The sequence below is a fragment of the Clostridium sp. DFI.1.208 genome (assembly GCF_024463855.1).
In the GTDB taxonomy this organism is placed as follows: Bacteria; Bacillota_I; Bacilli_A; order Erysipelotrichales; family Erysipelotrichaceae; genus Clostridium_AQ.
The window spans coordinates 1-26,960 of the sequence record NZ_JANGCA010000037.1 but is presented as its reverse complement, the minus strand read 5'-3'; the positions used below and the strand labels follow the sequence as shown (position 1 = coordinate 26,960).

The window sequence follows — 26,960 nt, the reverse complement described above, 5'->3', positions numbered from 1 at the left end:
TCTTCTCCAGTTGTCCGGTTGTATCTCACTTTCAATACGTATGCAGGCTACTAAATGCTGCCATGAGCTGCCTTCTATAAGGATTGTATGAGATGGAATGTGCAGCACAAGCATATGCATGGGGTATTTCACTATGTCCAACACTGCTTTCATCCCTTTCCAATGATATGGGGAGATGATGAAGAAGATACATATAGCAATATTCAATCATGAAAGAAGCAGACATGCGCTTCAATAAGGTGCGTCGTACATAGCTTGTCATACAGTAAGACTGCGATGATAGAACTACAGCAGCACACAGGGTGTAGAAGGTAAGCGTAATCAGCAGTTGATAACCACAGCAAAAAAGGACATAGAGCGCAACCTCGCCCTATGTCCAGGAGTTTCTTTATGATTGCTGTTACTATCTGTGCATTCAGCCGACTACCTTATGATACGAAAATTCAACCTACTGGTTAGTTTTTCAAGGCCTGAATCGGTGCAGGAATTCTGCCCTTTCTGTGGATCATGACAGAACAGTCTGTCTGATTGATATTCATGACAGGACCACTTCCCAGCAAGCCGCCGAATTCCAGCTCTTCTCCAACCTTCTTGCCAATCGCAGGGATGGCACGAACTGCAGTTGTTTTGGAGTTGACCATACCGATGGCTGCCTCATCCGCAATGATTCCGGAAATAACCTCCGGTGTTGTTTCCCCCGGAATAACAACCATGTCCAGACCAACCGAGCATACCGCTGTCATAGCCTCCAGCTTTTCCAGACACAGGGTTCCTGCTCTGGTCGCCGCAATCATCCCGGCATCCTCACTCACCGGAATAAAGGCTCCGGAAAGACCGCCGACCGTACTGCTAGCCATGACACCGCCCTTTTTCACAGCATCATTCAGCATTGCCAGACAGGCTGTCGTTCCATAGGCGCCACAGCTTTCCAGACCCATTTCCTCTAAAATATAGGCAACGGAATCCCCGATGGCAGGGGTAGGTGCCAGCGACAGATCAACGATCCCAAAGGGTACGCCCAATCGCTCGCTCGCCAAGGTTCCTACCAGCTGTCCCATACGGGTTACCTTAAATGCTGTTTTCTTTATGATATCCGCCAGCTCATTCATCGGCAGGGATTTATCCGCCTTTGCCAATGCGGCACGAACAACCCCCGGCCCACTGACACCGACATTGATAACACAGTCAGCTTCTCCAACACCGTGGAACGCACCAGCCATAAACGGATTATCCTCCGGCGCGTTGCAAAAGACAACCAGCTTTGCGGCACCGATACAATTATCATCCTTGGTCAGCTCGGCAGCTTCCTTCACCATGCGTCCCATCAGCTCCACCGCATTCATATTGATTCCGGCCTTGGTAGAACCGACGTTGACAGAAGCACACACGTGCTCTGTTTCCGCTAAAGCTCTTGGAATGGATTCCATCAGCTCCCGATCACCGGCTGCACAGCCCTTTTGTACAAGTGCAGAATAACCGCCGATGAAATTGACACCTACCGTCTGTGCACAGCGCTCCAGCGTATGAGCATATTTTACCGGATCACCGCCGCTGACTGCGACAAGCATAGCAATCGGTGTTACGGAAATTCGCTTGTTGATGATAGGGATACCATATTCCCGTTCAATATCCTCTCCCGTCTTTACAAGATCCTTTGCCAGACGTGTAATCTTCTTATAAATTTTCTCACAGGACTTATCAATATCGCTATCGCAGCAGTCCAGCAGAGAAATTCCCATCGTAATCGTGCGGACATCGAGATATTCCTCATCGATCATTTTAATGGTTTCCAGTATATCATGTACGTTTATCATACCTTCACCATCCTATATCTTATGCATGGAGTTGAAAATGTCCTCATGCATGACATGAATGGTCAATCCACTCTGTTTTCCCACATTCTCCATATGAGCCGCAAAATCGGCCAGCGTTGTATTTCCCTTTGTTATATCAATCAGCATGATCATTGCGAACATATCCTGAAGCAGTGTCTGGGACACCTCAATCACATTCATATTTGCATTTTCACATTCTGCACTGACTTTGGCGAGGATTCCCACCATATCCTTTCCAATCACACTCACAACTGCTCTCATACAATTCCTCCTTCTCAAGCTTATTTTCCATTATACTGTAATTGTGAAAAAATCACAACACAAAATGATAAAAATTACATGACAGTTTCATTTTCTTACATTCCTTATTTAAAGGTTTCGCTTTCCAATGCCATTTTCTGCATTTCAAACGGTTCCCAGGCAGCCTGCAGCCCCTGCAGATTGCACGTAAACTCCTCCTCCATAAACATAGCCTGCTTCTGCTTCGCAAGATATTTGGAAATCGTATTGGACATACTCTGCGACAGGCGCACACGGCGCTTTGCACATACCATATTCCTTCCATCGATCAGATACAGCGTCATACCGTAGCCCTCACCGTTTTCAAAGCTGCGATACAGACTTTCCGGATATTCATTATCATGTACATTGAATATGAAGTCACTGGTATCAATAGCATCCTCCAGTGTAAGCAGAAAGACTGCGATATCATATTTATAAACGAAATCCAGTGTCAGCGGATTGTGCTTCATCGCCTGACACTCCTCCTCCATCCATTTCTCATCCTTGATGATAAATACAAATTCACCATCGACAACATCCATTACTGTTCCTTCCTCTTCGATTGCGGAAGGAAATACTTCTCCTATTTCTACATTCATTTTTTCACCTGCTTTTTCTTTCTATCGTATTATATCACGGATTCCTTACGTCCCGGTACAAAAGCCTTGGGAATCTGGACAGTAAAGCTCAGCAGCCTGTCAATGGAGCTGGCCCGCAGGGTTCCCTTCTGCATATCCATAATCTGTCTGGCGATGCCCAGTCCCAATACATGCAGCTTGCCCTCGCCATGCACATCCTCCAGCCGATAATAATTGTGAAAGATATGGGCAATCTGATATGCTGAGAGATGTCTGGATTCCACCTCCATGAGCACCTCATAGCGCATATCGAAATCCTGCATCCGGATATGAATGGTGGCCCCCACCGTCCCCAGTTCTACCAGATTACGCAGAAGATCCCGCATGACGCGTGCTATTTTTTCATTGTCCGCATACAGGTCCAGTCCGCTGCCGCTTTCCATGGAAACCTCCATCTGCTTTTCTTCCATCAGCATATAGTATTCATCAACCACCTGTTCCATCATGCGATCCAAATACATATGCTCGGGATTCCATTTCGCATATTGCAGATTAAATCGGGTGATATCAAAGAACTCATTGATCATATCCTCCAAATCCAGTGATTTATGCAGTACCTGTACGACAAAATCCTTTTGAATTTCCGGGGAAATACGCGTTTCCTTATGCAGAAATTCCAGATACATCAGAATATTGGACAGCGGCATTTTGATATCCTGTGCTAGCAGATAGATCAAATCCTTCTTCTTCTCTTCATCCTGCGCAGCTGCCTTCAGATAGTTCTGATAATCATCCGACAGTGCCATGATTAGCTGCTCTGCCTCCTTCATTTCCTTTGGAAAATCAAAGCGGGAGCGATCCTTTCGCATGACATCCTCCATCCCACGCATCAATATGCGCATATAATTGACAAGATCGCGACATAGAAAATAAATCATAAGGATAATGGCAGCTACAATGAGCAGCGGCAGAACAATGATATAAATTTTGCGAAACATCGCAAATGGATCTCCGGTTTCCATAAACAGCCGGATAAAGTCGATTACCACACCGTTGAGTACATCATCGAACAGATAGATCAGTGTAATCGTTCCCAACGTGATTCCGATGATGATGCATGCATATTTAATAATCAGCCGGCGGCGCAGTGCTTTTAAATACGCCCGTTTCATAACATCACCTTCTGTTCATACGGAAGCTGCAGGGTAAAGGTGATGGTCGTCCCCTCCATATCCGCTGTAATTTTTCCCTGATGCAGCTCAATGATTTCTCGGGCGATAGCCAGTCCCAATCCTGCACCTCCGCTGGTTGATGTTCGAGCACTGCCTGCCCGATAGAATTTATCAAACAGATGCTGAACGGAAGCGGCATCCATAGACTCACCTTCATTGCTATAGGTCAATCGCACCCCATCCTCATACAGCATACCGGCAATCCGTATTTCTGTCTGCGGAATACTGTAGTTGATGGCATTGCGCATAAGATTATCAAATACACGCTGCAGCTTATCAAAGTCTCCGCTGATTTCCATATGATCCGCCAGATGCAGCTGCAGACGGATTCCCTTTTCCTCCATAAGCGGATAAAAGCCTGCCAGCTGCTGCTGCAGCATACTGTTCAAATCGATTCTGGTGATTTCCAGCTGGGATACCTTATCGTCATAGCGCAGAATTTCCGAAAATTCATCAATCAGATCATCCAGACGCTGCGCCTTTTCATAGGTGATGCGAATCGAGGTATCCAGCTGCTCCTGATCCACCCTATGGTCGAGAATATGGTTAATATAACCGATCATTGAGGTCAGTGGTGTTTTCAGGTCATGCGCCAGATACATCAGCAGCTCGTTTTTATGCTCCTTTTCCTGAATTGAAAGCTGCCGGGTACGCTGCTTTTTCTCCAGCATATCCTGAATTCTTCCTCTGGCCAGTTCTATTTCCGGCAGATAGCGATAGCTGAAGGGCAGTCGTTCCACCGGCTTCCCCTGGACGGTATCAAGCAGTACGTCCAGATTTTGAAAAAAGAGCAGCACAAACAGATACAGAAGAAGTGCTGTCCCTGCCGCCAGCAGAAACAGATTGAATTCCAGCTCATGCTTCAGATAAAACAGCAGAAAATCGGAATCACTGAGGGTTCCCTGACTGCTGAAAACCTGTGCATAATGATCCAGCAGAAAAATGATAATGCCGATGATTCCCATAATCAGCGCAGTCATAAACAAATACAGATATGCAAGATGCTTCCGCAATCTGCGATAGGTGCTATTCTTCAATCTGGTATCCTACGCCCCACACCGTTTTAATGAATTTCGGATTTCTTGGCGGCTCATGCATTTTTTCACGCAGACGGCGGATATGCACCATCACCGTATTGTTGCTATCGAAATATTTTTCCTTCCATACAGCCTCAAACAGCTCTTCACTGGTGATCACGCGTCCACGATTCTTGCATAAATACCACAGGATTGAAAATTCAATCGGTGTCAGATTAAGCACTTCGTCATACAGGGTGCATCGATGGGAATCATTGTCGATAATCAGCCCTTTAAAGTCAATCACATTCACATTTTCCTGTGACGGGTTATATTTTTTATAGCGGCGCAGCTGTGCCTTGACACGGGCTACCAGCTCCAGCGGATTGAACGGCTTTGTAATATAGTCATCCGCCCCCAGAGAAAGCCCCTGTATTTTATCCACATCCTCCACCTTCGCAGTCAGCATGATCACCGGAAACATATATTTCTCCCGTATGATCCTGCATATTTCAAATCCGCTGATTTCCGGCATCATCACATCCAACAGTGCCAGGTCAACACGGTTGCTTTTCATATATTCCAGCGCATCCTTGCTGTCGTAAAATTTATGTACTTCATAGCCTTCATTGTTCAAATACAGAGCAACGAGGTCTGCAATTTCCTTTTCATCATCTAAAACCAGTATTTTTGTCTGCATGAAAAATCCCTCCATGTTTCTATTATAACAAATCCAGCAGCATCCGTCGCGACAAGTTTGTAATGTAAGAAAAAATTAAGAGGCCGTTTTCCTATATTTGTCATGGACTATTTTACTATCTGTGATATGATAATGGAGGAGTTGACAGAAATGCGAAATATAAGAAAAAGATGGTGGCTTGTGGCAGCAGCAGCCCTGCTTCTGCTGTTTCTGGACGTCACTATGTACATACAAATCAAGGACTATTATCCCGATTTCATGAAGCAGGAGGAAGCATCAACCCCTGTCACAGGACAAGGACTTGATGCAAATCAGCAGAACATAAAGAAACGGCTGGAGGGCATTTCCCTGAACAGCCACTATGCCATGGTGATCGATTTACAGGATCAGCAGATACTCTATGAAAAAAACAGCGATGACAAGCTGTTTCCGGCATCCCTGACCAAGGTGCTCACAGCAATCGTTGCTCTGGATAACATTGAGAATCTGCATAAAAAAATCACAATTTCCGAAAAGGATATCGAAGGTCTAGCGGAGGCAAATGCAAGTGTCGCAGGACTGGAGGCAGGAGAACAGGTAACACTGGAGGATCTTTTATACGCACTGATTCTTCCCTCCGGTGCAGATGGCGCAAACGCTTTAGCTAATCATTTAAACGGCAGTATTCCAAATTTTGTGAAGGATATGAACAAAAAAGCCGCCGGTATGGGTATGCTGCATACGCATTTCACAAATACGACCGGACTGCATGATAAACAGCATTACACGACATTGCAGGACATAAAAAAAATGATGGATCACGCATGGAAAAACCCCGCCTTCCGCAAGGTGATGACGACTCTGCGTTATACGATTCCTGCCACGAAGCAGCATCCAAACGGATTGAAGCTTGAAAGCACGCTGCTGTTTTACGATGATGATTTGAAATTTTCCGGCGGTGAAATCATCGGTGGTAAAAGCGGCTTTACACCGGAGGCAGGCTATTGTCTGATCAGTGTGGCCAGAATGAAGGATGGCCAACAGTATATGGTAATCAGCGCCAAGGCAAAGAAAATAGAAAAAACGCTTGTTGAGGAAGGCGGCAGTGCTACAGAATATGGCAATGTCATGGATGCAAAGGCCATTTACACAGCAATAGCAGATGAAAAAAACAAGTAGAAAAGTGACAGGATGCACGAAAGGTTCTTACTGATTTTGGGTAAATACCAGAGGAGATTTCATTTCTATTGTATTCTTCAATAGAAATGAAATCTTTTTTTATACAACTACCCTAAAGCAAGGCAGAAGCGCACTGGCGGTTCTGCTTTTTTTATCCACTTTGCTATACCCTTAAAAAATCATAAACAGCAATCTCGCACAGTGTATACTTCCTTTTCTATCCATATTTTAAACGCTATATTCTCACAGCGAGCATATTCTCAAGCATATGCTTGTGCTTCATTCCCCCCTTGATGTATCTTCGCTTGTTTGCAGGCTTTTGATCATGACCTGCATAAGCACGTTTCTATCATGCCCTTTTTTTTACTCACCTGTAAAACGGCGCTGGTACAGAAAAAAAGCTGCAAGATTTTATCCGATAACCAAATCCTACAGCTTCTCTATTCTTATGCTTTACTTATTGTCTTCGACTGCCTTAACGATATCGTTTGCAGTCAGGCCGTATTTCTCAAGCAGAGCAGCAGGTGTTCCACTTTCACCGAATGTATCCTTGATTCCGACCATAGCAAGCTTCTTAGGAGCTTTCTGGCTGAGAACCTCGGCAACAGCACTACCCAGTCCACCAATGACACTGTGCTCTTCACAGGTTACAAACAAATCGTGATCCTTTGTCAGCTCAACGATCAGCTCTTCATCAATCGGTTTGATGGTGTGCATGTCAACAACCGTTACATCCATACCTTTTTCCTTCAAGGTATCCGCAGCCTTCATGGCAGCCTCCACCATGATTCCAGTTGCAATCAACGCAACCTTGTTTCCTTTGCGGATAACATTACCTTTTCCAATCTGGAAATTCAGGGTATCCTCTGTATAAACATCCTCTACCGCCATTCTACCAAGACGTACGTAGCAAGGACCGTCATATGCAGCCACCGCACGGATAGCCGCCTTTGTTTCCACACCGTCAGCCGGTGAAATAACAACCATACCCGGAATGCTTCTCATCAAAGCAACATCCTCAACACTCTGGTGGCTTGCGCCATCCTCACCTACGGTAAGCCCGGCATGTGTTGCACATACCTTTACATTCAGGTGCGGATAACAGATGGAGTTACGAACCTGCTCAAACGCACGTCCGGCTGCAAACATTGCAAAGGTGCTTGCAAATACGATGTTTCCGCTTGTTGCCATACCAGCAGCAGCAGCCATCATATTTCCCTCTGCAATACCGAAGTTGAAATGCTGTTCAGGAGCAACCTTCTTTACTTCTCCTGTTTTTGTGGAACCGGATAAATCAGCATCCAGTACCAGAATTTTTTTATTTTCCTTTGCCAGTTCAGCAAGCGCTTTTCCATACGCTTCACGAGTAGCCATCTTTGCCATTATTTACATCCTCCTTCAAGTTCTGCAATTGCTTCCGCACACTGTTCTGCACTCGGTGCAGTTCCATGCCAGCCAGCTTTGTTTTCCATGAAGGATACGCCCTTACCCTTAACTGTGTGAGCTACGACAACCGTTGGTTTTCCCTTGACCGTTTTCGCTTCTTCGCAGGCAGCAATTACGCTTTCCAGATCGTTTCCGTTTTCCAGAACGATAACATTCCATCCGAATGCCTTGAATTTTTCATCAATCGGTGTTGGATTCATAACATCGGTTACATTACCGTCAATCTGCAAACCGTTGTGGTCAACGAATGCCAAAAGGTTATCCAGCTTGTAGTGTGATGCCGCCATCGCAGCTTCCCATACCTGGCCTTCCTGACATTCCCCATCGCCTAAAATCGTATAAATACGGTGGTCTTCCTTGTTGTATTTGTTCGCCAGTGCCATACCGACTGCACAGGAGATTCCCTGTCCCAGTGATCCGGTAGACATATCGACACCAGGCAGCTTGCGCATGCTTGGGTGTCCCTGCAGGCGGGAGTTGATTTTACGGAACGTTGACAGCTCTTCCTCCTCGATCAGCCCTTTCTCTGCCAGTACGGAATACAGCAGCGGTGAAGCATGACCCTTTGACAGGACAAAACGATCCCTATTCGTTGATGCCACGTTGTCTGAGGTGATATCCATCTGTGTAAAGTAAATTGCCGTTGCGATTTCTACAGAAGACAGACTCCCACCCGGATGACCGGATTTTGCTTCTGTAACCGTCTTAACGATGTTCTTGCGAATGTTATTCGCTTTTCCCTTTAGATCTTCTAATTGGTACATTCTATAGTCCTCCTTGTTTTGAACACGTTTATTATACTATAAAACCCCTGCATTGCACATACAATATTATGTGAAATTGTAAAAGAGCAGCCGTTTTTTTGAACAAATGTTCTTAACGGCTGCTTTCATGAATACTCTTATCCATCGGTTCAACAGAACCGCAAATTTCTTTCTATTGCATCGGCAGCAGTGACAGCTGAACCTTCTGCTTTTCCTCATCGATATTGTATACCCAGACCTTCACGATATCTCCTACCGATACCTTATCGCTTGGATGCGCAATACGGTGCCTGCTCATTTTGGAGATATGGACAAGACCGTCCTCATGCAGTCCGATATCCACAAAAGCTCCAAAATCCACCACATTACGGACAACTCCCTCCAGCTGATCCCCGATGTGCAAATCCTCAAGCTCCAGCACATCACTTCGCAGCAGCGGTGCATCATAGCGCTCACGATAATCTCTTAACGGAGTCGCAATCGCTTCCAGAATATCCTGAATCGTATAACGGTCACTGTCACAAGTGCGAATCAATGTATCCACATCCGCCTGCTGAATCACTTCCTGCGCCTGCTCACTACCCATATCCTGTTCACTGAGCTTCAGCTGCTGTAACACCATTCTGGCGGTGGCATAGCTCTCCGGGTGAATACTGGTGCGATCCAGCAGCTCATCCCCATCCTCAATACGCAAAAAGCCTGCTGCCTGCTCATAGGATTTAGCACCGATCTTCGGAATTTTCTTCAATTCCTTTCTGTTTTTCAGCTCGCCGTGCTCCCTGCGATAATCCACAATGGATTTCGCCGTAGCCTGACTGAGGCCGGATATATTTTTCAACAGCTCCTGAGACGCTGTATTCACATTGACACCGACACGGTTCACCGCCTTGGAAACGACAAAATCAAGACGTTCCTTTAAGCGGGCTGTGGGAAGGTCGTGCTGATACTGTCCCACACCGATTGACTGGGGATCGATTTTGATCAGTTCGGATAGCGGGTCAATGATCCTGCGTGCAATGGAAATGGCAGAGCGCTGCTCCACATGCAGATCAGGGAATTCCTCCCGTGCCAGCTTGCTTGCGGAATACACGGATGCCCCTGCCTCAGAAACAATGGTATAGGCAGCCTGCAAATGATATTCCCGGATCAGCGCAGCGACAAAGGCTTCACTCTCTCTGCTGGCCGTACCGTTTCCAATGGCGATGACATCGATAGGATAGGTCTGTAACAGCTGCAGCATTTTCTGCTTTGCTTCCTTGATTTTCGCATTGGGCGGCGTTGGATAAATCACACTGACCTCCAGCATATTTCCATTTTTATCTACGACAGCCAGCTTACAGCCGGTACGAAAGGCCGGATCAAAGCCAAGCACCATTTTGTTTTTCATCGGTGGCTGCATCAACAGACGTTCCAGATTCAGGGAGAACACTTCGATGGACTGCTCGTGTGCTTTTTCACTCAGCTGGGATCGAATTTCACGCTCCACCGCCGGGAAGGCAAGCCGCTTCAGCCCGTCACGCACAGCTTCCTCGATATATGCCGCACACGGACTCTGGCGTTTTTTCGTAAATCGGCGGGTTGTCCAGTCAATGATGTAATCCTTATCAAATTCAATGGTTACAGCAAGCACCTTTTCCTTTTCCCCACGGTCGATTGCCATGATACGATGACTGGCCAGTGTGGTTACACGCTCGCTATAGTCATAATACATTTTATATACCTTTTTCTCATCGGTATGCTTTTTCTTTTCCTTCGTCGTTAACTTGCCATAGCGCTCCATACTGCTGCGAATTTTCTGACGTACAGCCGGATCATCACTCGCCATTTCCGCAAGGATATCCTGAGCTCCCTGTATGGCAGCCTCCACATCGGGCACCTTATCATTCAAATATCGCTTCGCTTCTTTACTCACATCCGCATCCCGCAGCAGCTTCAGCATCCACTCCGCAAACGGCTTCAAGCCACGCGCCGTCGCATCACTTGCCCGCGTTTTCCGCTTCTGCTGGTACGGACGATAAATATCCTCAACCTGTGAAAGCTTTTCACAGGCGTTGACTGATGCAATAATTTCTTCTGTCAGCTTGCCCTGCTGCTCGATCAGACGCTTGACATCCTCCTTGCGCTTTTCCAGATTCACCTGGTACTCATATTGTTCCTGAATAACACGAATCTGTTCTTCATCCAGTCCCTTGGTCACTTCCTTACGGTAACGGGCAATGAATGGAACGGTGTTTCCTTCCTCCAGCAGCTGCAGTGTATTTTTGATCTGTTCCGGCTGGATATGCAAAGAAGCCGCCATTGGCTGTATGATATGTTCCATAATATGTACCTTCCTTTATCTACTGCGTTCTATCAATATCCTTCATAAATACGCAATCGTTTTTTCAACGTCTTCATTATATAGAGGATTCCCTGGAAATACAAGACTTCTATTTCTGAGTCTGCTGTACATACGCCCGGGGATCGCTATCGCTGATCAGGTAGTGATCTACAGGAGACATATTAAACAAAAAAAATGTACAAGCAGTCTGCTGCGGTTTTCCAGCCTGCAAAAGGTGATGCTTCCTTGGAATTTATACGAATACCGCTATGGAAAAGCGATGAGTGGAAAACAGTTGCTGAAATTTTTACGGAGATTTTCTTTTCATACCGAAGAGAATACGGTACAATAGAACCCAAAGGATGTGGATATAATGAAAATCGTACAGCCCCGCCTGCGCCCATCATATGCGAAGGCACAAAGCTTGTATGCCTGCATTGATGAGGACAATTATGTGGAAGGAATGGAATTTGACGGTATCACCATCAGCAATGAGGAGTATACTGCCTTGCATTTGGATGGCTGCGTCTTTCGTAATGTGTTTTTTGAGGATTGTGAGTTTGATGCAATCGATATGATTGATACCGTGTTTGAAAATTGCGAGCTGTCAAACCTGCATTTCAACAAGGGAGCTATTCACCGCTGTGTTTTCCGCAACTGTCGCTGTATGGGAATCGATTTCAGCGATTGTGTCATACACAATACCCTTTTCACTAATCTGAAGGCTGCCTATGCCAATTTGTCAGGCTCCAGATTTCGGCAGGTTATTTTTGAGAACAGCAATTTTTCAAATGCGAGCTTCATTCAGTGCGAGTATCAGAAAACAGTTTACGACAGCTGTGATTTGCGGGAGAGCGAGTTTCACAATACGAATTTAAAGGGCATGGATCTTTCCTCCAGCGACATTGAAGGTATCAGTCTGACAATGGATCATATCCGCGGAGTCATCGTCAACGAGCAGCAGGCACTTCGTCTGGTACAGCTGCTGGGAATCATCGTCAAGGAATAACAAGCTGCCTTGTCAATTGCTCTTTTGCATTGGTTTTTTTCAAAAACATATGATCTGAACAGTGTCTTTTCTGAGGACACTTTTTCTATGCCTACAAAGAAAGGATACTGTCTTATACAAAAAGCCGCATAAAACAAGGTGTACGTTTGCAACGGCGTTTGTCATGCTTGCGGAAATACGCATTGCTGAATGGATGCTTATGTAGCATGCAAAAAACGCTCCCATTGTTGAAGCAATGCCGCCTTTAAAGGAACTGCTTTACTATATAAAAAGGATAAAAAAAAGAAAATGATTGTTAAAAAGGAACTTCTTGTTGAGAATAAACTGGTTTTTGAAAAGTGATAATTGATGAAAAGAAATTGACTGTTGAAAAGAAATGATTGTTGAAAAAATTGTTGAATAAAAGAGACTATCTGATAAAAGGAAACTTCTTGTCCATATAAAATATAATAAAATACCAATGTCATAAAAACGTATTATGCGAAGAAAGCACCTGCATTGCATATCCGTTCGCATACATGGACAGTGTAGGGGAAGCCTTATAGAAATTGCTTGTCCATATACTATATGATGAAACACCAATACCATAAAACGTTATAATGTGAAAAAAGGACAGGCGTATTGGTTATCCGTCCGCATACACGAGCAGCGGGGGGGGAAGCCTTCCTCACTTTACAAACAGGAAAAACAGAAGAATGATTTCCTGCACATGCAGTAGACTTCAATCTTCTGTTTTCTTGCACTTATTTTAAAACAATCATCGGTACAACTATATTCTTCCTATGCTTCCTGCACGTTATTTTCCACAATTTTAAGCAGCAGCTCAACACTTTTCTGCATCTCCTGAATGGAAGCAAACTCATACTTTCCATGGTAGTTATACCCACCGGTTCCAAGGTTAGGACAAGGAAGACCGTCATAGGTCAGGCGGGCACCATCCGTACCTCCACGAATTGCTGTGGACTTCGGCTCCAGTCCGATCTGCTTCATAGACGTCTTCACCAGCTCAATGATTTGCATATCCTTTTCAATAATGGTACGCATATTTGCATAGCTGTCATGAATCTGCAGCTGAATGGTGTTTTCCGGATATTTCTGATTCAGATAATCCGCGATTCTTTGAAACTCTGCCTTCTGCTGTTCAAACAGTTCTTCACTGTGATTGCGAATAATGTAGGACATATAGGCATGCTCACATTCTCCGTGGAGCTCTGTCAGATGATTAAAGCCTTCATAGCCTTCCGTATAAGCAGGATTTTTCTGTACTGGCAGCATGGAGTGAAATTCCATCGCTACCAGCAGAGCATTGATCATTTTATCCTTTGCACTACCCGGATGGATGCTCAGTCCCTGGATTTGAATTTCTGCACTTGCGGCATTGAAGTTTTCATAATCCACGCAGTCTACCTCTCCACCGTCAACCGTATATGCAAAATCAGCTCCAAATTCCGGAACACGGAAATGATCCGTTCCCCGGCCAACCTCTTCATCTGGCGTAAATGCCAGACAAATTTTTCCATGTTCACGCTTTTCCTGTAGCACAGCTTCTGCCATCGTCATAATTTCAGCAATTCCAGCCTTATCATCAGCACCCAACAGAGTCGTTCCATCTGTCACGATCAAATCCTCACCGATTTTCTCCTGCAGGCACGCAAAATCATGGACTCCCATTTTGATACCCAGCTCTTCATTCAGCACGATATCGGATCCATCATAGGATTTGACAATTCTCGGCTTTACATCCCTGCCGCTCATATCCGGTGATGTATCCATATGCGCGATAAATCCGATGGATTTTACATCCTTTTTGGTTGTTGCCGGTATCGTACCATATACGATACCGAATTCATCTACATATGCATCCTCGATGCCGATAGCCTTCATTTCATCCACAAGCGCCTCTGCCAGCTTCAGCTGCTTCAAAGAGCTTGGTGTTGTCTGGGAATGCTCATCAGATTTCGTATCAAAGGATACATAGTGTAAAAATCTTTCCTGAACGTTCATGCTTAACCCTTCTTTCTATAGATACGATTATACACGGAAACGTTCAAACTCTCCAGTAGGATTATTGAAATTCAATCAGATATTTATGCAGCATATGGTACATGGATTCATAATCCTCCTGCATGATCCGCATTGTTTTCTTCATCTGATCGTTTAAGACAAGATGCTTCTCATCAAATGCATGCAAAGCCTTCTGCGCCATTTTCATATTTTTGACTGCTTCCTCCAGAACCTGCTTATCATTACTAATCATCAGGTTTTTCAGCATTTCGACAGCGTCGGTCACCATGCCTTTCAATCCGGCGCTTTCAACCGGATCACCACCGCATGTCTGAATTAAAGCGCTTAGAGAATGTGCGTGCATTTTCAGCTTATCCAGTAGTCCATGAAATTCCTTTTTGAGTCGTTCACTCTGCAGCTTCGCCTCCAAATCTTCAAATATACCGATTCCCATGTGCGTGCCCTTCAGCAGCTGGTTTAATTCTTCTACGATTGCATTGTTATCCATTGTATATCACCTCATGCATAGTATGGATGACATACCTTTTTCCCATACCTGCAAAATGTATGGAATACATGCTGGATTTCGTGCTATCCATGTATCCCTCTCCGGTTTTCTAACAAATTTACAGGCTTTTTGTGAAATACCTTTTTGTGAGTCTCTATAAGTTACAACATTATATAATGGAAACGCATTATGAATCATATGCGTTTTCCATGTGTCTATAGGACTGCCATTTCATAAGATAGCGAATTGAATAGCATAAGCGGTTTGAAAAAGGGAAGAATTCGCGCAAACTTACGTTAAACTGTTGGTCAATTTGTTGGTCATAATTTCGGAAAAACACAAAAAAAAGCCGATAACTATCGACTTATTTAACATATGGAGGGAGAACGGATGATAAAACAAAATATCATCTCCTCGGCCTCGACACCTTGGTCATTTATATTTTATACCCTATATATAAAATTGTAAACCTCTTTTTTGCAAAATTTAAAACAGAAGCAAAAGAATCTTTGCTTCTGTATAATTTGATTATTTCTCTAATTTCTCTATATCGATGACAGACCTTGTTTTTAAATCTATACGAATGCAAAGAAATGATCTTTTGATGATCTGTTTCTGTTCTATGTATGTATACTCATTGAATTTTTTTATTGCTTTATTTCTCAATCTTTTCATATCCTTATCTAAATTCCTTTTCTTAGATAGCAGTCTCTTGCGTTCTTCGATATATGCAGCGTCGTCGAGGTAACCCTCCTCATATTCAAAGTCGAGGAATTTTAATCGTTTCTCTATCTTACCTATCCTTCTGGAGATATCTTCTACAACTTCAAAATTCGTTGTCTCATCCAAAAGTGCATTGATATGATGGATTATTTTGTTTAAAAGGATTTGTTCGTTGATCCTCTTTTTACAACTAGGACAATAATAATATTTATAGACTCTTCTTCCTTTTCTATTTCCGTTACGCGGATAGTGGATCGTAGGAATCTCACTACACCAGCAATCACAGTCTTCACATTTGATTAGATTTTTGAATAGATATTTGTAATGATATTCTTTCCTTCTCCCATGCAATATTTTCTGTATCTCTTCGTAATATTTCTGTGAACAATATGCCGGAGAATGATCTCGTATGTCAACATACGATGTCAAGAGTCTTCCATATATGATAGGATCCGTGACTGCTCTGTAGATTTTTGTATAAGACCAGTGTACTCCACAGGCTAGTTTGGAATCTAATTCGATCGCTAGTGAATCCAGTGATCTCTTGTGATCATGAACCTGTGTTAGGATATACAGCATTGTTTCGACATATGCAATATCGATTTCCACTTTTCTTCCTTTAGCATTCTCTCCCGGATTATTCTTAAATAGATATCCGGTAGGTGGCGTCTTTCCTCCTTTCGTATAATTTCCTTTATAAGCTGAAGTAGTCAGACCTATACGTGTTCTCTTACGATCACGATGCACTTCTGTTTCATCGGAAAGTGTAATGATCCGTGGACCGATCGTCTTATCCGGATGTAATTCGATGTCTTCCAAGCTAGCCCAGTCTCTATTATCAGAGATGACGGTGACATTGTACTTGCTAAAAACATAACGAAGGGAGTTACAATGATTCGCATCTCTGGATAATCTGGATGCTAACCAGACATAGATGATGATTTCTTGATTCGCTGCAGCTATGTCCTTCAACATCTCTTGCATGTGAGGTCGCTTCAATGTCGTTCCGGAATAGCCTTCATCGACATACCATTTTTCTATCGTCCTGTCATCTCTTGCAGCAAGCTCATTGCATACTCGTTTTTGTGATTCGATACTGTAGTTCGATTTACTTTTTTCTGATGAGCTTCTTCTGGCGTAGCCAAATATTTTCATATGTTTACCTCCTTCGTGTGAGAATATCACACACTTTCTGAGGATGATTTTTATCTCATATGTCAAAGTTCTTTCCTTTGATATATGAAGAGAAAAATTATATTCCATATATCTCCGCCTTTGTTTGCTTTTTTGAACAAAAAAAGCATCCACGCAAATATCTGCAAGGACACTTTAATTGAATTGACCATTAGGTATCTCAAAGATAATACATTATTATAATACAGACGACTATGATGATTGTCAAGCACTTTTTTAGATAAAAGTCGAAGTGCTGACAACATCAAAAAATAAGAATATCATGATAGTATGATAGAAGACCTAGCTCCTATCTTCACACCAGAGAGTAGCCTTTTTATTGTGAAATATCAAACTTACGATACACTACTAAAATAATGATTTGTACTTTTTGAGGCGATCAGGATAGGACTGGATAGCTTAAGGGATATAAGAGCTATTTCATCATCATCGTTTTTCCCAGAGTTACTTCCGGGACCTCATACATCTTCTGCAGATCCTTGTTCCAGTCAGAGCCGAGGGATGGTAGATCATCGACGACGTTCTGTATCCTATGGAATGGTCGGACGAATGCTTTGAACTCTTCCGCAGCTGCTCTGCCTGCTTTATCGTTATCCGATGCAAGTATGACGGTATCGATATTCTGATTCAGGACAGGGCGAGTGAGATAATTTACACGGAATGTCTCATTCATGACATTACAGCTGTCGCATGCGAGTACGTTGAAGTCTATCTTCTCACCGGCTTGCTTCTTGGCCGTGATATAAGATAACCCATCGATATAGGCTTCTGTCAAGACTAGTTTCGTGGCCTTTGGATCCATTTCAATGAAAAACCCGGTAAATTTATTTCCTCCACCGACATCTCCTCGAAAGCCCGAATAGGTCGAACGTACGAAGGCGGAATCTATCTTTCCTTTATAGTTCTCACATGCGAAGACGCAGTTTCCTTTCGCATCCAGAAAGATCTTGCCGTCATCGACGAATCGCTTGACGAGATTACGGTCGATCTTTCGTTTGTCACATAGGTACTCATAGATCTTCGAGATATTCTTTTGAGAATCCGGAAGCTTGAATTCTATCTGCTCATATTTCGGTGCGATATACTGTTTCTTGTCAGGGGCAAGTCCGTTATGATATTCGATCAGGATATTCATCGCCTCCGGGAACGTCTTGCCTTCTGCCTTTCTCAGATATTCCAATGCGGATCCATTGATATGCTCCGTATGCCAGAACATAGCGTTGTTCCTCGTATCGATGACGAGAGAACTGTGCTGATCACAGCGGTAATAATGCTGTCCTTGCCTTTGGAAGCTGAAGCCCGCCCGATCCCGCAGGAAATCCATTACAGATATATTCTTCTTCAGAAATTCGATTTCCTCATCAGAGAACCTCTTCCTGCTATTGTCTTTGTATTCACCATAGAAGCTCTTGTACAATTCCTTCGGCATGACCCTGATTTTTTCATAGACATCCTCTCCGTTAGGCGTTCGATGATGTTGTGACAACTGAATCTCACGATCTGCATAAAAATGCAGGACGTTGTTGTCTTTATTGTCGATATCCTCTTGTACGAAGTCCTCACTGATCAATAGTACATGATATTTATAAGCTCCTGCTTCCTTCGGAAGGATGACGCGATGGCTGTACTTCGTACCATTCGCCTGTTTGATCTTCTGTTTGAAGCGTGATTTTGGAATACTGATGTTGATGATCTCTTTCATGTGTCCTTACCTCCTAAAAAAATACCTGGCAACTTGCCAGGTATCATCAGTCAAAATTTAAAACGTATCCTTTATGGATTCCATTCTCGTCATCATAGACGGTACAGGATGCCGTATTTGCCTGGCCTGCGCTTACTGCTGCATTACCGGCTGCCATACATTCCTGATACGTCTGATCGAAGGTCTTGCCTTCTATGAAAGGAAACGATCTGCCCTGTGCCGTAACAGGTATATCTTTTTCTATTGGTGAATCCCCCTGTTCCTGTTGCTGTGGAGTGTCTGGTTGTGGTCCTTCTGTCTTTGGAACGCTCTCTATCTCATTACTTTTTGGCTTTTCTATATGGATATCCAAGGTCTTCCGTGCTTCGTTCCCATGTGCGTCGCTCACTTTATAAACGATCTGGTCTTCTGTCGTTTCGAACGTCGTCTTCTTGCGAAGATCACCATCGACGATATCGATGACAGAATCTATATATTCCTCCGCCTTCAGCTCGGAACGATCAGACACAGTTACGCTGGATCTCTTCAATCTTATAACCGGTGCTTTTGTGTCCTTCACTTCCACGAGCAGCTTCATATCCTTTTCCTTCTTGCCGTTACTAATATGGTAGACTGCCCAATAGGAGCCGGGCTTTTTTGTATCGATCTCATCACGATTTGGAAAGGTGATCACTGCTTCGGGATCATAAGAACGGATGTAGGAGGCAGGCTCGAATGGTTCTCCTGCCTCGAGCTGTATCGTCTCACGATCGAAAGACAGGTACAGCTCTTCAAAGTATTTCAGCCACTCATCCTTCGTGACATAGAGCAGAGAAGCAATGATCGTAATGGCGGAACCGATGATGAGCATCCAGGTGATATTCCGAAGCCATTTCCTTCTGACCTTTTCATAATGCTCATCATAGAGTCCCATCTCATTCGCTATCTTTTCCAATATCTGTTTCAGCTGCCCTTCCTTGATATCCGGATCTATCAATCCGGATAAGTCGATTCCGGATCTCCTTGCGTCTATGAGGAGTGTCAGCTGCTCGACGCTGAATCTTGGATCTGCGATATCCTTGACTTCGATATCATCATCGATCGCTTTTTTTATGATGTACCATTGTTGACTGGTGAAGGCAGTGTTCTGATAGCGTTGGTATCTGTCTTCCATCAGACGGCCGTATTTCCTTTCCTCGATAAGACGCTGCGATTGACAGAGATATTCATGGGGCCGGTCTGGTCCGTATTCACAGCGATGCCGGCATTTTCGAATAGCTGCAGGTTCTTCTGGTCGATCTTGATGTCCTCCAGCTTTGCGCCATCGAAGGTATTCTGCGCAAGGATCGCATTCAAAAATATGGCACCGGTGAGATTACAGCCGGTGAAATCGACTCCGGTGAGGTTACAGGCTGTAAAGTCACAGTTCTTCATGAGGGAACCGGTGAAGTCGATACCGGACAGATTCCGGTTCTTCAGGTTCATCCTGCTGTAATTGCTCTTCGTCCAATCGATGGCAGGCATCTCCTCTGTCCTCCGACAGATCTGATTCGCCCATGCTTCATGTACGTCGAGATCGGTCAGTATCTCTGTTTCCTCACGTTCCCGGATTCCTTCTGATTCCATCGCCTTTCGCGTCATCTGTATATAGGCATTCAGGTCGTGAGCGATCGGATCGAGTGTCATCTGCGCATCACTGTCGAGACGGATCGCATCACGGAGCAGTTTCAGGGAACACTCCAGCATATCGAGGCAGATATCCATTTTGATCGGATCGCCGGTCTGCTTCCTCTCTTCTTCCGATGCCTGCAGCTGCAGCAGAGTATCCTCTACCTTACAGGTCTCATATGCTATATACAGCTTTGCATGATCGGCGAGGGAGAAATTCGCCATTCGGAAATCGCAGTCTCCTGCACTCGTATTTTCAAACGTGCAGCGGACGAACGAGGTATGTCTGAGGTCACAGGCATTGAAATTACAGTCGATGAACGTACATGCATTCATCGACGCGATATTCCTACAGTTCGTGAAGGTGCAGCCTTTGAAGATATTCCCCTCCAATATCCTTTGATCATAGCCGGCTGTATCCATCAGTTCCAGGTTCATGAATTCACAGTTTTCAAAATAAGAAGTGAATATCTTGCAGGAGCTCTTTCCTTCCAGTTCGATGATCTGACGCTGCGGAAAGATCAGACTGGTCTTTTGCATACTGTATCCGGCTTCTCGCTGCTGTCTTTCCAAGCTTTTGTAAAAATCCATCAACGATATCTCACTATTCGTTTGTACGAAGCTCTTTATCTGTTCTTCATCCATTTTCTTCTTCCTTTCCATTACCCGGCAAGTTGCCGGGTAATATCGTGTTCATAGTCATTACACACATGGCAGATTGCCATGTTGTCAGAATACATCTCCATAATTCGATAACAGAGACTTCATATCGATCCATCTGACAGCCGGCTTTGGTGATTTCTCTTCGTTTGGATCCATATTCTTGCCTCTATAGAACTTGCATCTGTCATAAGGGATCATCCTTGCAATGAAAGGAGATTTTCTCTGCCTGTGTATGACGACTTCACCAAGATTCAACTTTTGTAGACGATCGATGCTTATGACAGGACGCGTCTCATACCAGCTTTTCGATGGCAGCCATATCTGTCTGGACCCGCACATCTCACTAAATCTTTTTAACGTATCCATCTGTGAACCTAAGATATATACCGTATTGGAACAGTTGTTCTGGATCGTCGTCGCTACCTTGTCCCCATAGACTTCTCCTAACTGAGAAAGATCCTGCACGACCAGTGAGAAACGTACACCACGGGAACGGGATGCAGTCAACATGCTCTGGATATCCTTCAATGGAGGACAGTTACCGAACTCATCCAATATGACATTCACAGGGATGGGGAGTCTTCCTTTATTCCCTCTGGCTTCGTTGATGATCACCTCATAGAGCTGCTTTAGGAAGATTGTGACGAGTGGATAGTAGGTCTTCTTCTCATCATGCACGATCAGATAGATCACCATCTTCTTCTGACCGAGAGCCTTCATATCGAAATCCGAATAGGAGGTCATCCGCATGATCTGTTCGTTCATCGTCAGAATATCGATCTTCGTCGCAAGGACCTTCTTGATGCTCTGCCGCGTCTGTTCCGGTGCGTTGCAATAATCCATCAGATACATATAACTCGTATCATCCATCCTTCTTGATTTTTCCAACACTGCGCCCAAGATGTTGTCGGAGCGTACCTGCAGTGCTTTCTGTTGTTCTTTCGTCAGCTTCACATCTGCATAGTTCAACCCCAGCTTGATCGCCTTGAAGTTCACGATGCCTTCTGTCATATCACCATTCTTGATCGCTTCTTCCATCAGGAAAGCAGCCATCCCGATGATGCAGTCCCTTGCGGAATCGTTCCAGAAGGGATCCTTGACGTTCGGATCATAGGTGAGACTGTTCGCAAGATCCTTGAGGAATTCGATCGCCTGAGAGTAGTCAGGCTCCGGTATCCTGGCCAGCCACTCTGCTTTCTCGGCAGGTGTGAAGGTAGTCTCTTCTGCTTTCCATTCCTTCAGTGCCTCCTGATGATCCATATAAGCTTTCTTCCATGTATCCCATGCCAGTTCTAAGGGAGCCCAGGCATCGGAAGCCTTCGCATTGACGAGATTCAACTTGATGATCTCATACCCGGCCTCTTCGAATTGCTTTGCCGTATATTCGTAGAGCTCTCCTTTGGGATCGTTGATGACGGCACATTCACCGGACATACAGACGAGCTCGATCATCTGCAGGATGACAGAGAAGGTCTTACCGGAATTCGTCGTACCGATCAGGATCGAATGATTGTCGTTTGCATCGACGAAGATCGTATGCTTCCGGAATCTCGGCATATAGATGGGGAGGCCGGCACGCTGCGTGACAGACTTCCCATCTATCTCCCAGCGTCTTACGGTATTGAGCTTGTGCCAGTCATCGACCCGAAAGAATGTCAGGAGAGCATTATAAGGAAGCTTCGGATAGTTCAGAATACGATCGGCTTTCGTCAGAAAGGATGTTTCGTTCAATACCCATCGTATATCTTCTTTGGTTGACTTTTCTTTGTCTGCTTCATGAAATTGCACTCTGGTCAGACTGCGCTTCGCTTCATGGATAGAGGAGAGATGTGTAAAATTCTTCTTATCATCGTCCAGCTTCTTCTTGGTGCTTTTTGAAAACATACCCAGGAAGATGAAGACTGCGATGAGTACTGTCAGTATATTGATGACCAATCTGGCTCGTGGTATCTGATCCAGCAGGCTGAGATCGAAGGATGGTTCCAGTCTGTCAAATACGAGTGTGTTGATCAGATTGATGGCCGCAAGGTCTATGAGTATCCTTGCAAGCAATGTCCCAAACAATGAGATCATGAGCTTTCGTATCATATATATTCTTTACCCCTTTCTTCACTTCGGATCTGTTGTTCCTCATATTCTCTTATGAATCTTTCCAGATCTCTTTCTTTTTCCTGTGCATCCTGATGCAGGATCCGCTTGGAGCCTTTTTTCAGGACTGCACTTAGTTTTTGGTTGTGGAACACCTTTGCTTTTTTCCGCATCCCCATACGGACATGGGGACCTTCTGAGCGAGCATGTGTGGATCGTTGGGAATCATGCGGTATCTCTTTTGAACTATCCGTAAGGAACTGCACATCAGTCTCATCAGCCGCATCTATAAGCGATATACGGCTATCTTGACCTGCAGAGATCTTAGGCTCACCTTCGGATAACGATATATCCTTCGCATGCATATAGCGGAAGAGGGTGTCTCTATCGATCTGCAATGTATCTGTTTCAGAGATGTCTTTCCAGGCATCGAGATTTTTTGCATACCGATGGAGCGTGTAGCTTTTATCTTGTTCGATTTCGACATGATAAAAGCCCCGTTCATCCAGGAACAGGGCTGCATCAGATGGCAGATCGATACAGGCTGCTCGCTCCTGCAGCTTGATACGATATATCTGTTCATCCTGATAACGGATATTCTGTTTTGAGAACCATAGATCATATTCTTGTTTGCATTCTGTCTCTTTATATTTCGCATGTTCCAGGATCATATTCCCGAGCCGGGTGTAGAGCTTATCCAGTTCTGTTTTCTTGAAGTGGGAGATCTTCTCATTCGCAAGTGTGTTCTGAAAATCATCCAACATCTCGACCTTATCGAGCCACTGTTCATACACCGGTCGTATCTCTTCATCCTGCAGTAAGGAGCGGATGATCAGGTTGAGCTGTCTCCTGTATGGCTTCATATGCTTCGAATTATAAGAAAGTCTCCCTTTTTTCGGCAGCGTCGTGTAAAAGCTATGAAGCAACTGATCATGGAATCTCATGTCGATCCCGGAGATCAGAGTCTTCCTCAACACATCTTTTTCCTTGAAGACATTTTTCGGATCCTTTTTATATCTCTTGGCAAATTCCTGACGGAGACCTAATTCCTTCAACCAGGTGCTTTTATATTTGTCCAGGTATTTCTGCGCCAGCTTACCACGCGTTCTGGTATGGACCTTTTCCATGAACACGATATGCATATGGGGATTCTTCTTATTGTTGTGATAGTTCATCCACCAGATCATGTTGTCCGGGTCGAGCCCTATACTTTTGAAATATCCGGGCAACAATTTGGAAACGATGGCGGCATAATCATTGACATCATACATATTGCTTTGGAAGGAGTCCTGATAGTTTTTTAGAGAGATGACGGTATCCCAACAGATATCGCCATCTTTGCAGAATGCCTTAGCTATCTTCTTCTTGAATCCTGCCATTTTTTCTTTCGTAAGCCAGCCGTCACTGGAAAAGGTGCGTGTCGTATCATCCTGACTTGTATATCCTAAGAGTCCACCTTCATGCATACTACGTTCTTTCTTTCTGTCAGCTGCTTTTTCTCTGCCGGTATATTCACTCCAGTCTAATAGAGACTCCGTAGAGAGAGTTCCTTTGAATCGAGAGCCTTTCGGTGGAGCTTTCCCACATTCCAGGAAGCGGAATTTACTGATGACATAAGCCTTACTCATGATGGATACCTCCTACCTGGCAGATTGCCATGTGATCAAAAACCGATATCTGCATGCGATCGTAACACCTCCAGCTTTTGTTGCATATAAGGCTCCAGAGTCATTGCCAGATCTTCACTTGTGACAGCATGTTCAAATATATGGTTCAAGGAACTGATGAGTTCAGGGTCATCGTATTCGACTCTGCTTCCTTTCCAGGATCCGTGTCTGTCGTTTATATCATTCACGAATTTGATCGCATATCCACCGGCATCTCTCCAGTATACAAGATTTTTGTTATAGTCATCTATGAGGAAATCATTCTCTTTGACTCTTAGCGGTACATGGTCTGTCTTGTTTTCTCCGTAAGGGACCAGGATCACGTTGTGTGGATCCAAAGAGGGGAAGAGTTCCTGCAATACCTCTCGCTTTTCACGTTCAGCGAAGGGAGAGTTGATATAATGTGATAGGATATAGACCTGTTCAGGGTTCTCCATCAGCATCTCCTGCAGACAGTGGACAGCGAGACGATGAGGAGGAAGGTTCCTGAAGTAGCCTTCCTCATATAGTGGCTCAAGAGTAGTCAGAGTGTTATCGAATTTGAACAGGACGCCATCCATATCGAAGAAATATCGTGGCTTCGCAAATCGTTCCTCCATATAGACTTCTATGAGGTCATTCAAGAAGTCAGCACTGAAGACCTGTTGTCCCTTTTTCTGACACTGTCGTTCGATACGTTCCAACAAGGAGTGATCAAAATTATCTTCCAAGCAGTTCATATAAGATTTCCTGGTAACGTCCAGGGAATTTTCGAGCATGTCATAATTGAAGCCATTGGGATCGGAGCCTCGCATCTTTCGATAACAGGAATATCCCTTTTCCAGGTGATCACTCAGACTATCAAAAACATCCATGATGAGCATAGATCAATCGACCTCCTCGCCAAGCTCTTTCGCAACTTTTTCAAAGATGCTGTCTTCAAAGATACTGTCCAGATTTTGAACGAGATTCTTGGCATCTTCAAAATCCTTTGGACGTTCCTCATCGGAGAGCCTGAAATTTTTGAGCATGGTGACACTAGCTTCATAAGACATCATGGCATAGCGAAGGATATTGTTGAGGGTCATATCTCTTTGGTTGTTTTGTTGTTTTAGAGCATCCTGGATCATCAGATTCATTCTGGTAAGATAATCGGAACCGGTGTCCTTATCCAATTTTATTGCATAATAATTATCGATGGCTTCTTCTAAAATTTCTCCTTTCGTTAGTGTGGACTCATTGTATTTTTTCTTTCTTTCTTCTTCTAAATAATATAACTGTTGAAGTTTATCTAGAGCAATATCGCTAACTCGAATAGATAAAGTTTTTTTCTCCATTTGGTACTCCTTCTAGTCTATTCATTGACTTAAAAATTAGATATTGATTGCTTGTTTTTTGTATACATATAAAATTGAGTTTGTATACAAATTTGTGTTCTAAAGCTTAAGATTACGTGAAATCGCTTTAAAATATAAGGTATATAAGCTGTGTATACAAAATGTATACACGTATACGATTATTTATAGTTATATGTATACAGAAATGTATACTTGCTCTATAAAGCGAAATACATATTTTTAAAGCCCTTTTTGATATTTAAAAACTATGATAAATAAAGGATTTATTTATGTCTGCATAATGTATACATATATTCTCCAAAGCACTAAAAAAACGGTCGTTGACCGTTTGTTCCCACGAAAACGTATACGTTTTCCCTTATCCTGCTTCACTAAAAACGCTGTTTTTAGTGAAGTGGCGGCTCCCGGGAGGGAGCCAGCCATCTCTGGTACTCCTTCAAGTGTTTTTTACCATGATCGAAGTCCTGATACATATTGTTCTTCCTCATCTTTTTACCTTCCTTATCATCATTTCGATTCCTGTATATCACTTCTTGAATCTATGACCTGGCAACTTGCCAGGTCATAGAGAAGTGTCTTTCTCTTTTTCCCGCCGGCGTAGATCATACCGGCGCTGCTGCCGCTGGCACTGCCATCGGCAGCTATGGAAAAATGAAGAAAGTAAAAAAGCCATCTTTCCGATGACTTCATTTCAAACATATCTTTTCTGTTTTCTTTCTTGCTTTATCATATTGCGATCGTTTTGAATTCTGCGAATTTGTAGAGGAATTCACACAGATGAGAGATGCTATGCACTCTATATGTGCAACTGGTATTCTCGTCCTGTTGCCTGATCTCCAGCGCTCCGCAGTGGTCTGGATCGAGCAGATACAGACCATCAAAAATTCTTGTCACCTCCGCTTTGCTTTGCATGAGTCCTTTTGCAGTCGCCATCCATTCTCGTGCTACATCTTCAAAGACTCCATATTCATATTCGATAAATAGCATCGTGTTACCTCCCTGCAGGATCTCTCCGGTAATGTCATCTCTATCGATCTCTTCATATGCAGGGCGTAAGATCTTTTCTATTCGATGTCTATCGATATGA

22 protein-coding genes and 1 pseudogene are annotated in these 26,960 nt (G+C 44.0%); 2 read left to right on the top strand and 21 right to left on the bottom strand.

Features of this window, described 5'->3' with window-relative positions; genetic code table 11:
- Positions 1 to 455 precede the first annotated feature (455 nt).
- From NE665_RS16775 to vanR, 6 genes are all read right to left on the bottom strand, one after another.
- Positions 456 to 1,814, bottom strand: coding sequence for a PFL family protein (locus NE665_RS16775; protein ID WP_117444550.1), 1,359 nt, complete (start codon positions 1,812 to 1,814; stop codon positions 456 to 458).
- A gap of 12 nt (positions 1,815 to 1,826) precedes the next feature.
- Positions 1,827 to 2,096: an ACT domain-containing protein gene (locus NE665_RS16770; RefSeq protein ID WP_002608232.1), complete on the bottom strand. Its 270-nt coding sequence runs from the start codon at positions 2,094 to 2,096 to the stop codon at positions 1,827 to 1,829.
- Positions 2,097 to 2,200: 104 nt separating this feature from the next.
- Positions 2,201 to 2,716, bottom strand: coding sequence for a hypothetical protein (locus NE665_RS16765; RefSeq protein WP_117444551.1), 516 nt, complete (start codon positions 2,714 to 2,716; stop codon positions 2,201 to 2,203).
- Positions 2,717 to 2,745: 29 nt separating this feature from the next.
- Entirely contained in the window at positions 2,746 to 3,867 is a 1,122-nt protein-coding gene (locus NE665_RS16760; protein ID WP_117444552.1) for a HAMP domain-containing sensor histidine kinase, read from the bottom strand.
- Entirely contained in the window at positions 3,864 to 4,964 is a 1,101-nt protein-coding gene (locus tag NE665_RS16755; RefSeq protein ID WP_117444553.1) for a HAMP domain-containing sensor histidine kinase, read from the bottom strand. The genes NE665_RS16760 and NE665_RS16755 overlap by 4 nt, the downstream gene beginning before the upstream one ends.
- Positions 4,954 to 5,643 carry a VanR-ABDEGLN family response regulator transcription factor gene (gene vanR / locus NE665_RS16750; protein WP_117444554.1) on the bottom strand — a complete coding sequence of 230 codons (690 nt, stop codon included), beginning with the start codon at positions 5,641 to 5,643 and terminating at the stop codon, positions 4,954 to 4,956. Before vanR ends, NE665_RS16755 begins: the two co-directional genes overlap by 11 nt.
- A gap of 150 nt (positions 5,644 to 5,793) precedes the next feature.
- On the opposite strand from vanR, the gene NE665_RS16745 reads away from it, so the two are divergent.
- Positions 5,794 to 6,801 (top strand): serine hydrolase, encoded by a 1,008-nt coding sequence (locus NE665_RS16745; RefSeq protein WP_117444575.1) that lies wholly within the window; start codon positions 5,794 to 5,796, stop codon positions 6,799 to 6,801.
- Between the two features lie 453 nt (positions 6,802 to 7,254).
- On the opposite strand, the gene NE665_RS16740 is transcribed toward NE665_RS16745, so the two are convergent.
- From NE665_RS16740 to NE665_RS16730, 3 genes and pseudogenes are all read right to left on the bottom strand, one after another.
- On the bottom strand, positions 7,255 to 8,187 hold the full coding sequence (locus NE665_RS16740) for a transketolase family protein (RefSeq protein ID WP_256302578.1): 933 nt from the start codon (positions 8,185 to 8,187) through the stop codon (positions 7,255 to 7,257).
- Positions 8,184 to 9,026 (bottom strand): annotated as a pseudogene (locus tag NE665_RS16735) (transketolase); the annotation flags it as partial. The pseudogene NE665_RS16735 and the gene NE665_RS16740, both read right to left, overlap by 4 nt.
- Before the next feature lie 157 nt (positions 9,027 to 9,183).
- Entirely contained in the window at positions 9,184 to 11,331 is a 2,148-nt protein-coding gene (locus NE665_RS16730) for a Tex family protein (protein WP_117444557.1), read from the bottom strand.
- A 373-nt stretch (positions 11,332 to 11,704) separates the two neighbouring features.
- Between NE665_RS16730 and NE665_RS16725 the strand changes: the two genes are divergently transcribed.
- Positions 11,705 to 12,340, top strand: coding sequence for a pentapeptide repeat-containing protein (locus NE665_RS16725; RefSeq protein ID WP_117444558.1), 636 nt, complete (start codon positions 11,705 to 11,707; stop codon positions 12,338 to 12,340).
- Positions 12,341 to 13,120: 780 nt separating this feature from the next.
- On the opposite strand, the gene pepT is transcribed toward NE665_RS16725, so the two are convergent.
- The 12 genes from pepT to NE665_RS16665 all read right to left on the bottom strand — a co-directional run.
- Positions 13,121 to 14,344, bottom strand: coding sequence for a peptidase T (gene pepT / locus NE665_RS16720; RefSeq protein WP_117444559.1), 1,224 nt, complete (start codon positions 14,342 to 14,344; stop codon positions 13,121 to 13,123).
- Between the two features lie 61 nt (positions 14,345 to 14,405).
- Positions 14,406 to 14,852, bottom strand: coding sequence for a DUF2383 domain-containing protein (locus tag NE665_RS16715; RefSeq protein WP_117444560.1), 447 nt, complete (start codon positions 14,850 to 14,852; stop codon positions 14,406 to 14,408).
- Between the two features lie 528 nt (positions 14,853 to 15,380).
- Positions 15,381 to 16,838 carry a recombinase family protein gene (locus NE665_RS16710; protein ID WP_256302577.1) on the bottom strand — a complete coding sequence of 486 codons (1,458 nt, stop codon included), beginning with the start codon at positions 16,836 to 16,838 and terminating at the stop codon, positions 15,381 to 15,383.
- Between the two features lie 346 nt (positions 16,839 to 17,184).
- Positions 17,185 to 18,471, bottom strand: a complete 1,287-nt coding sequence (locus NE665_RS16705) for a DUF3991 and TOPRIM domain-containing protein (RefSeq protein WP_216881055.1) — start codon at positions 18,469 to 18,471, stop codon at positions 17,185 to 17,187.
- A 46-nt stretch (positions 18,472 to 18,517) separates the two neighbouring features.
- On the bottom strand, positions 18,518 to 19,624 hold the full coding sequence (locus tag NE665_RS16700; protein WP_216881058.1) for a hypothetical protein: 1,107 nt from the start codon (positions 19,622 to 19,624) through the stop codon (positions 18,518 to 18,520).
- Complete coding sequence (locus NE665_RS16695; protein ID WP_216881061.1) at positions 19,624 to 20,763, bottom strand: pentapeptide repeat-containing protein; 1,140 nt, start codon at positions 20,761 to 20,763, stop codon at positions 19,624 to 19,626. The genes NE665_RS16700 and NE665_RS16695 overlap by 1 nt, the downstream gene beginning before the upstream one ends.
- Before the next feature lie 84 nt (positions 20,764 to 20,847).
- Positions 20,848 to 22,869 (bottom strand): type IV secretory system conjugative DNA transfer family protein, encoded by a 2,022-nt coding sequence (locus tag NE665_RS16690; RefSeq protein ID WP_216881064.1) that lies wholly within the window; start codon positions 22,867 to 22,869, stop codon positions 20,848 to 20,850.
- Positions 22,866 to 24,497 carry a MobP3 family relaxase gene (mobP3, locus tag NE665_RS16685; RefSeq protein ID WP_216881083.1) on the bottom strand — a complete coding sequence of 544 codons (1,632 nt, stop codon included), beginning with the start codon at positions 24,495 to 24,497 and terminating at the stop codon, positions 22,866 to 22,868. The genes NE665_RS16690 and mobP3 overlap by 4 nt, the downstream gene beginning before the upstream one ends.
- A 35-nt stretch (positions 24,498 to 24,532) precedes the next feature.
- Positions 24,533 to 25,399 (bottom strand): hypothetical protein, encoded by an 867-nt coding sequence (locus NE665_RS16680; RefSeq protein WP_216881087.1) that lies wholly within the window; start codon positions 25,397 to 25,399, stop codon positions 24,533 to 24,535.
- 3 nt (positions 25,400 to 25,402) lie between these two features.
- A complete protein-coding gene (locus NE665_RS16675) occupies positions 25,403 to 25,852 on the bottom strand; it encodes a hypothetical protein (protein WP_216881090.1) in 450 nt (149 codons plus the stop codon).
- A 528-nt stretch (positions 25,853 to 26,380) separates the two neighbouring features.
- Positions 26,381 to 26,572 carry a hypothetical protein gene (locus NE665_RS16670; RefSeq protein WP_256302576.1) on the bottom strand — a complete coding sequence of 64 codons (192 nt, stop codon included), beginning with the start codon at positions 26,570 to 26,572 and terminating at the stop codon, positions 26,381 to 26,383.
- A gap of 27 nt (positions 26,573 to 26,599) precedes the next feature.
- Positions 26,600 to 26,960, bottom strand: a 361-nt coding sequence (locus NE665_RS16665) for a hypothetical protein (protein ID WP_256302575.1), incomplete at its 5' end; no start/stop codon positions are given.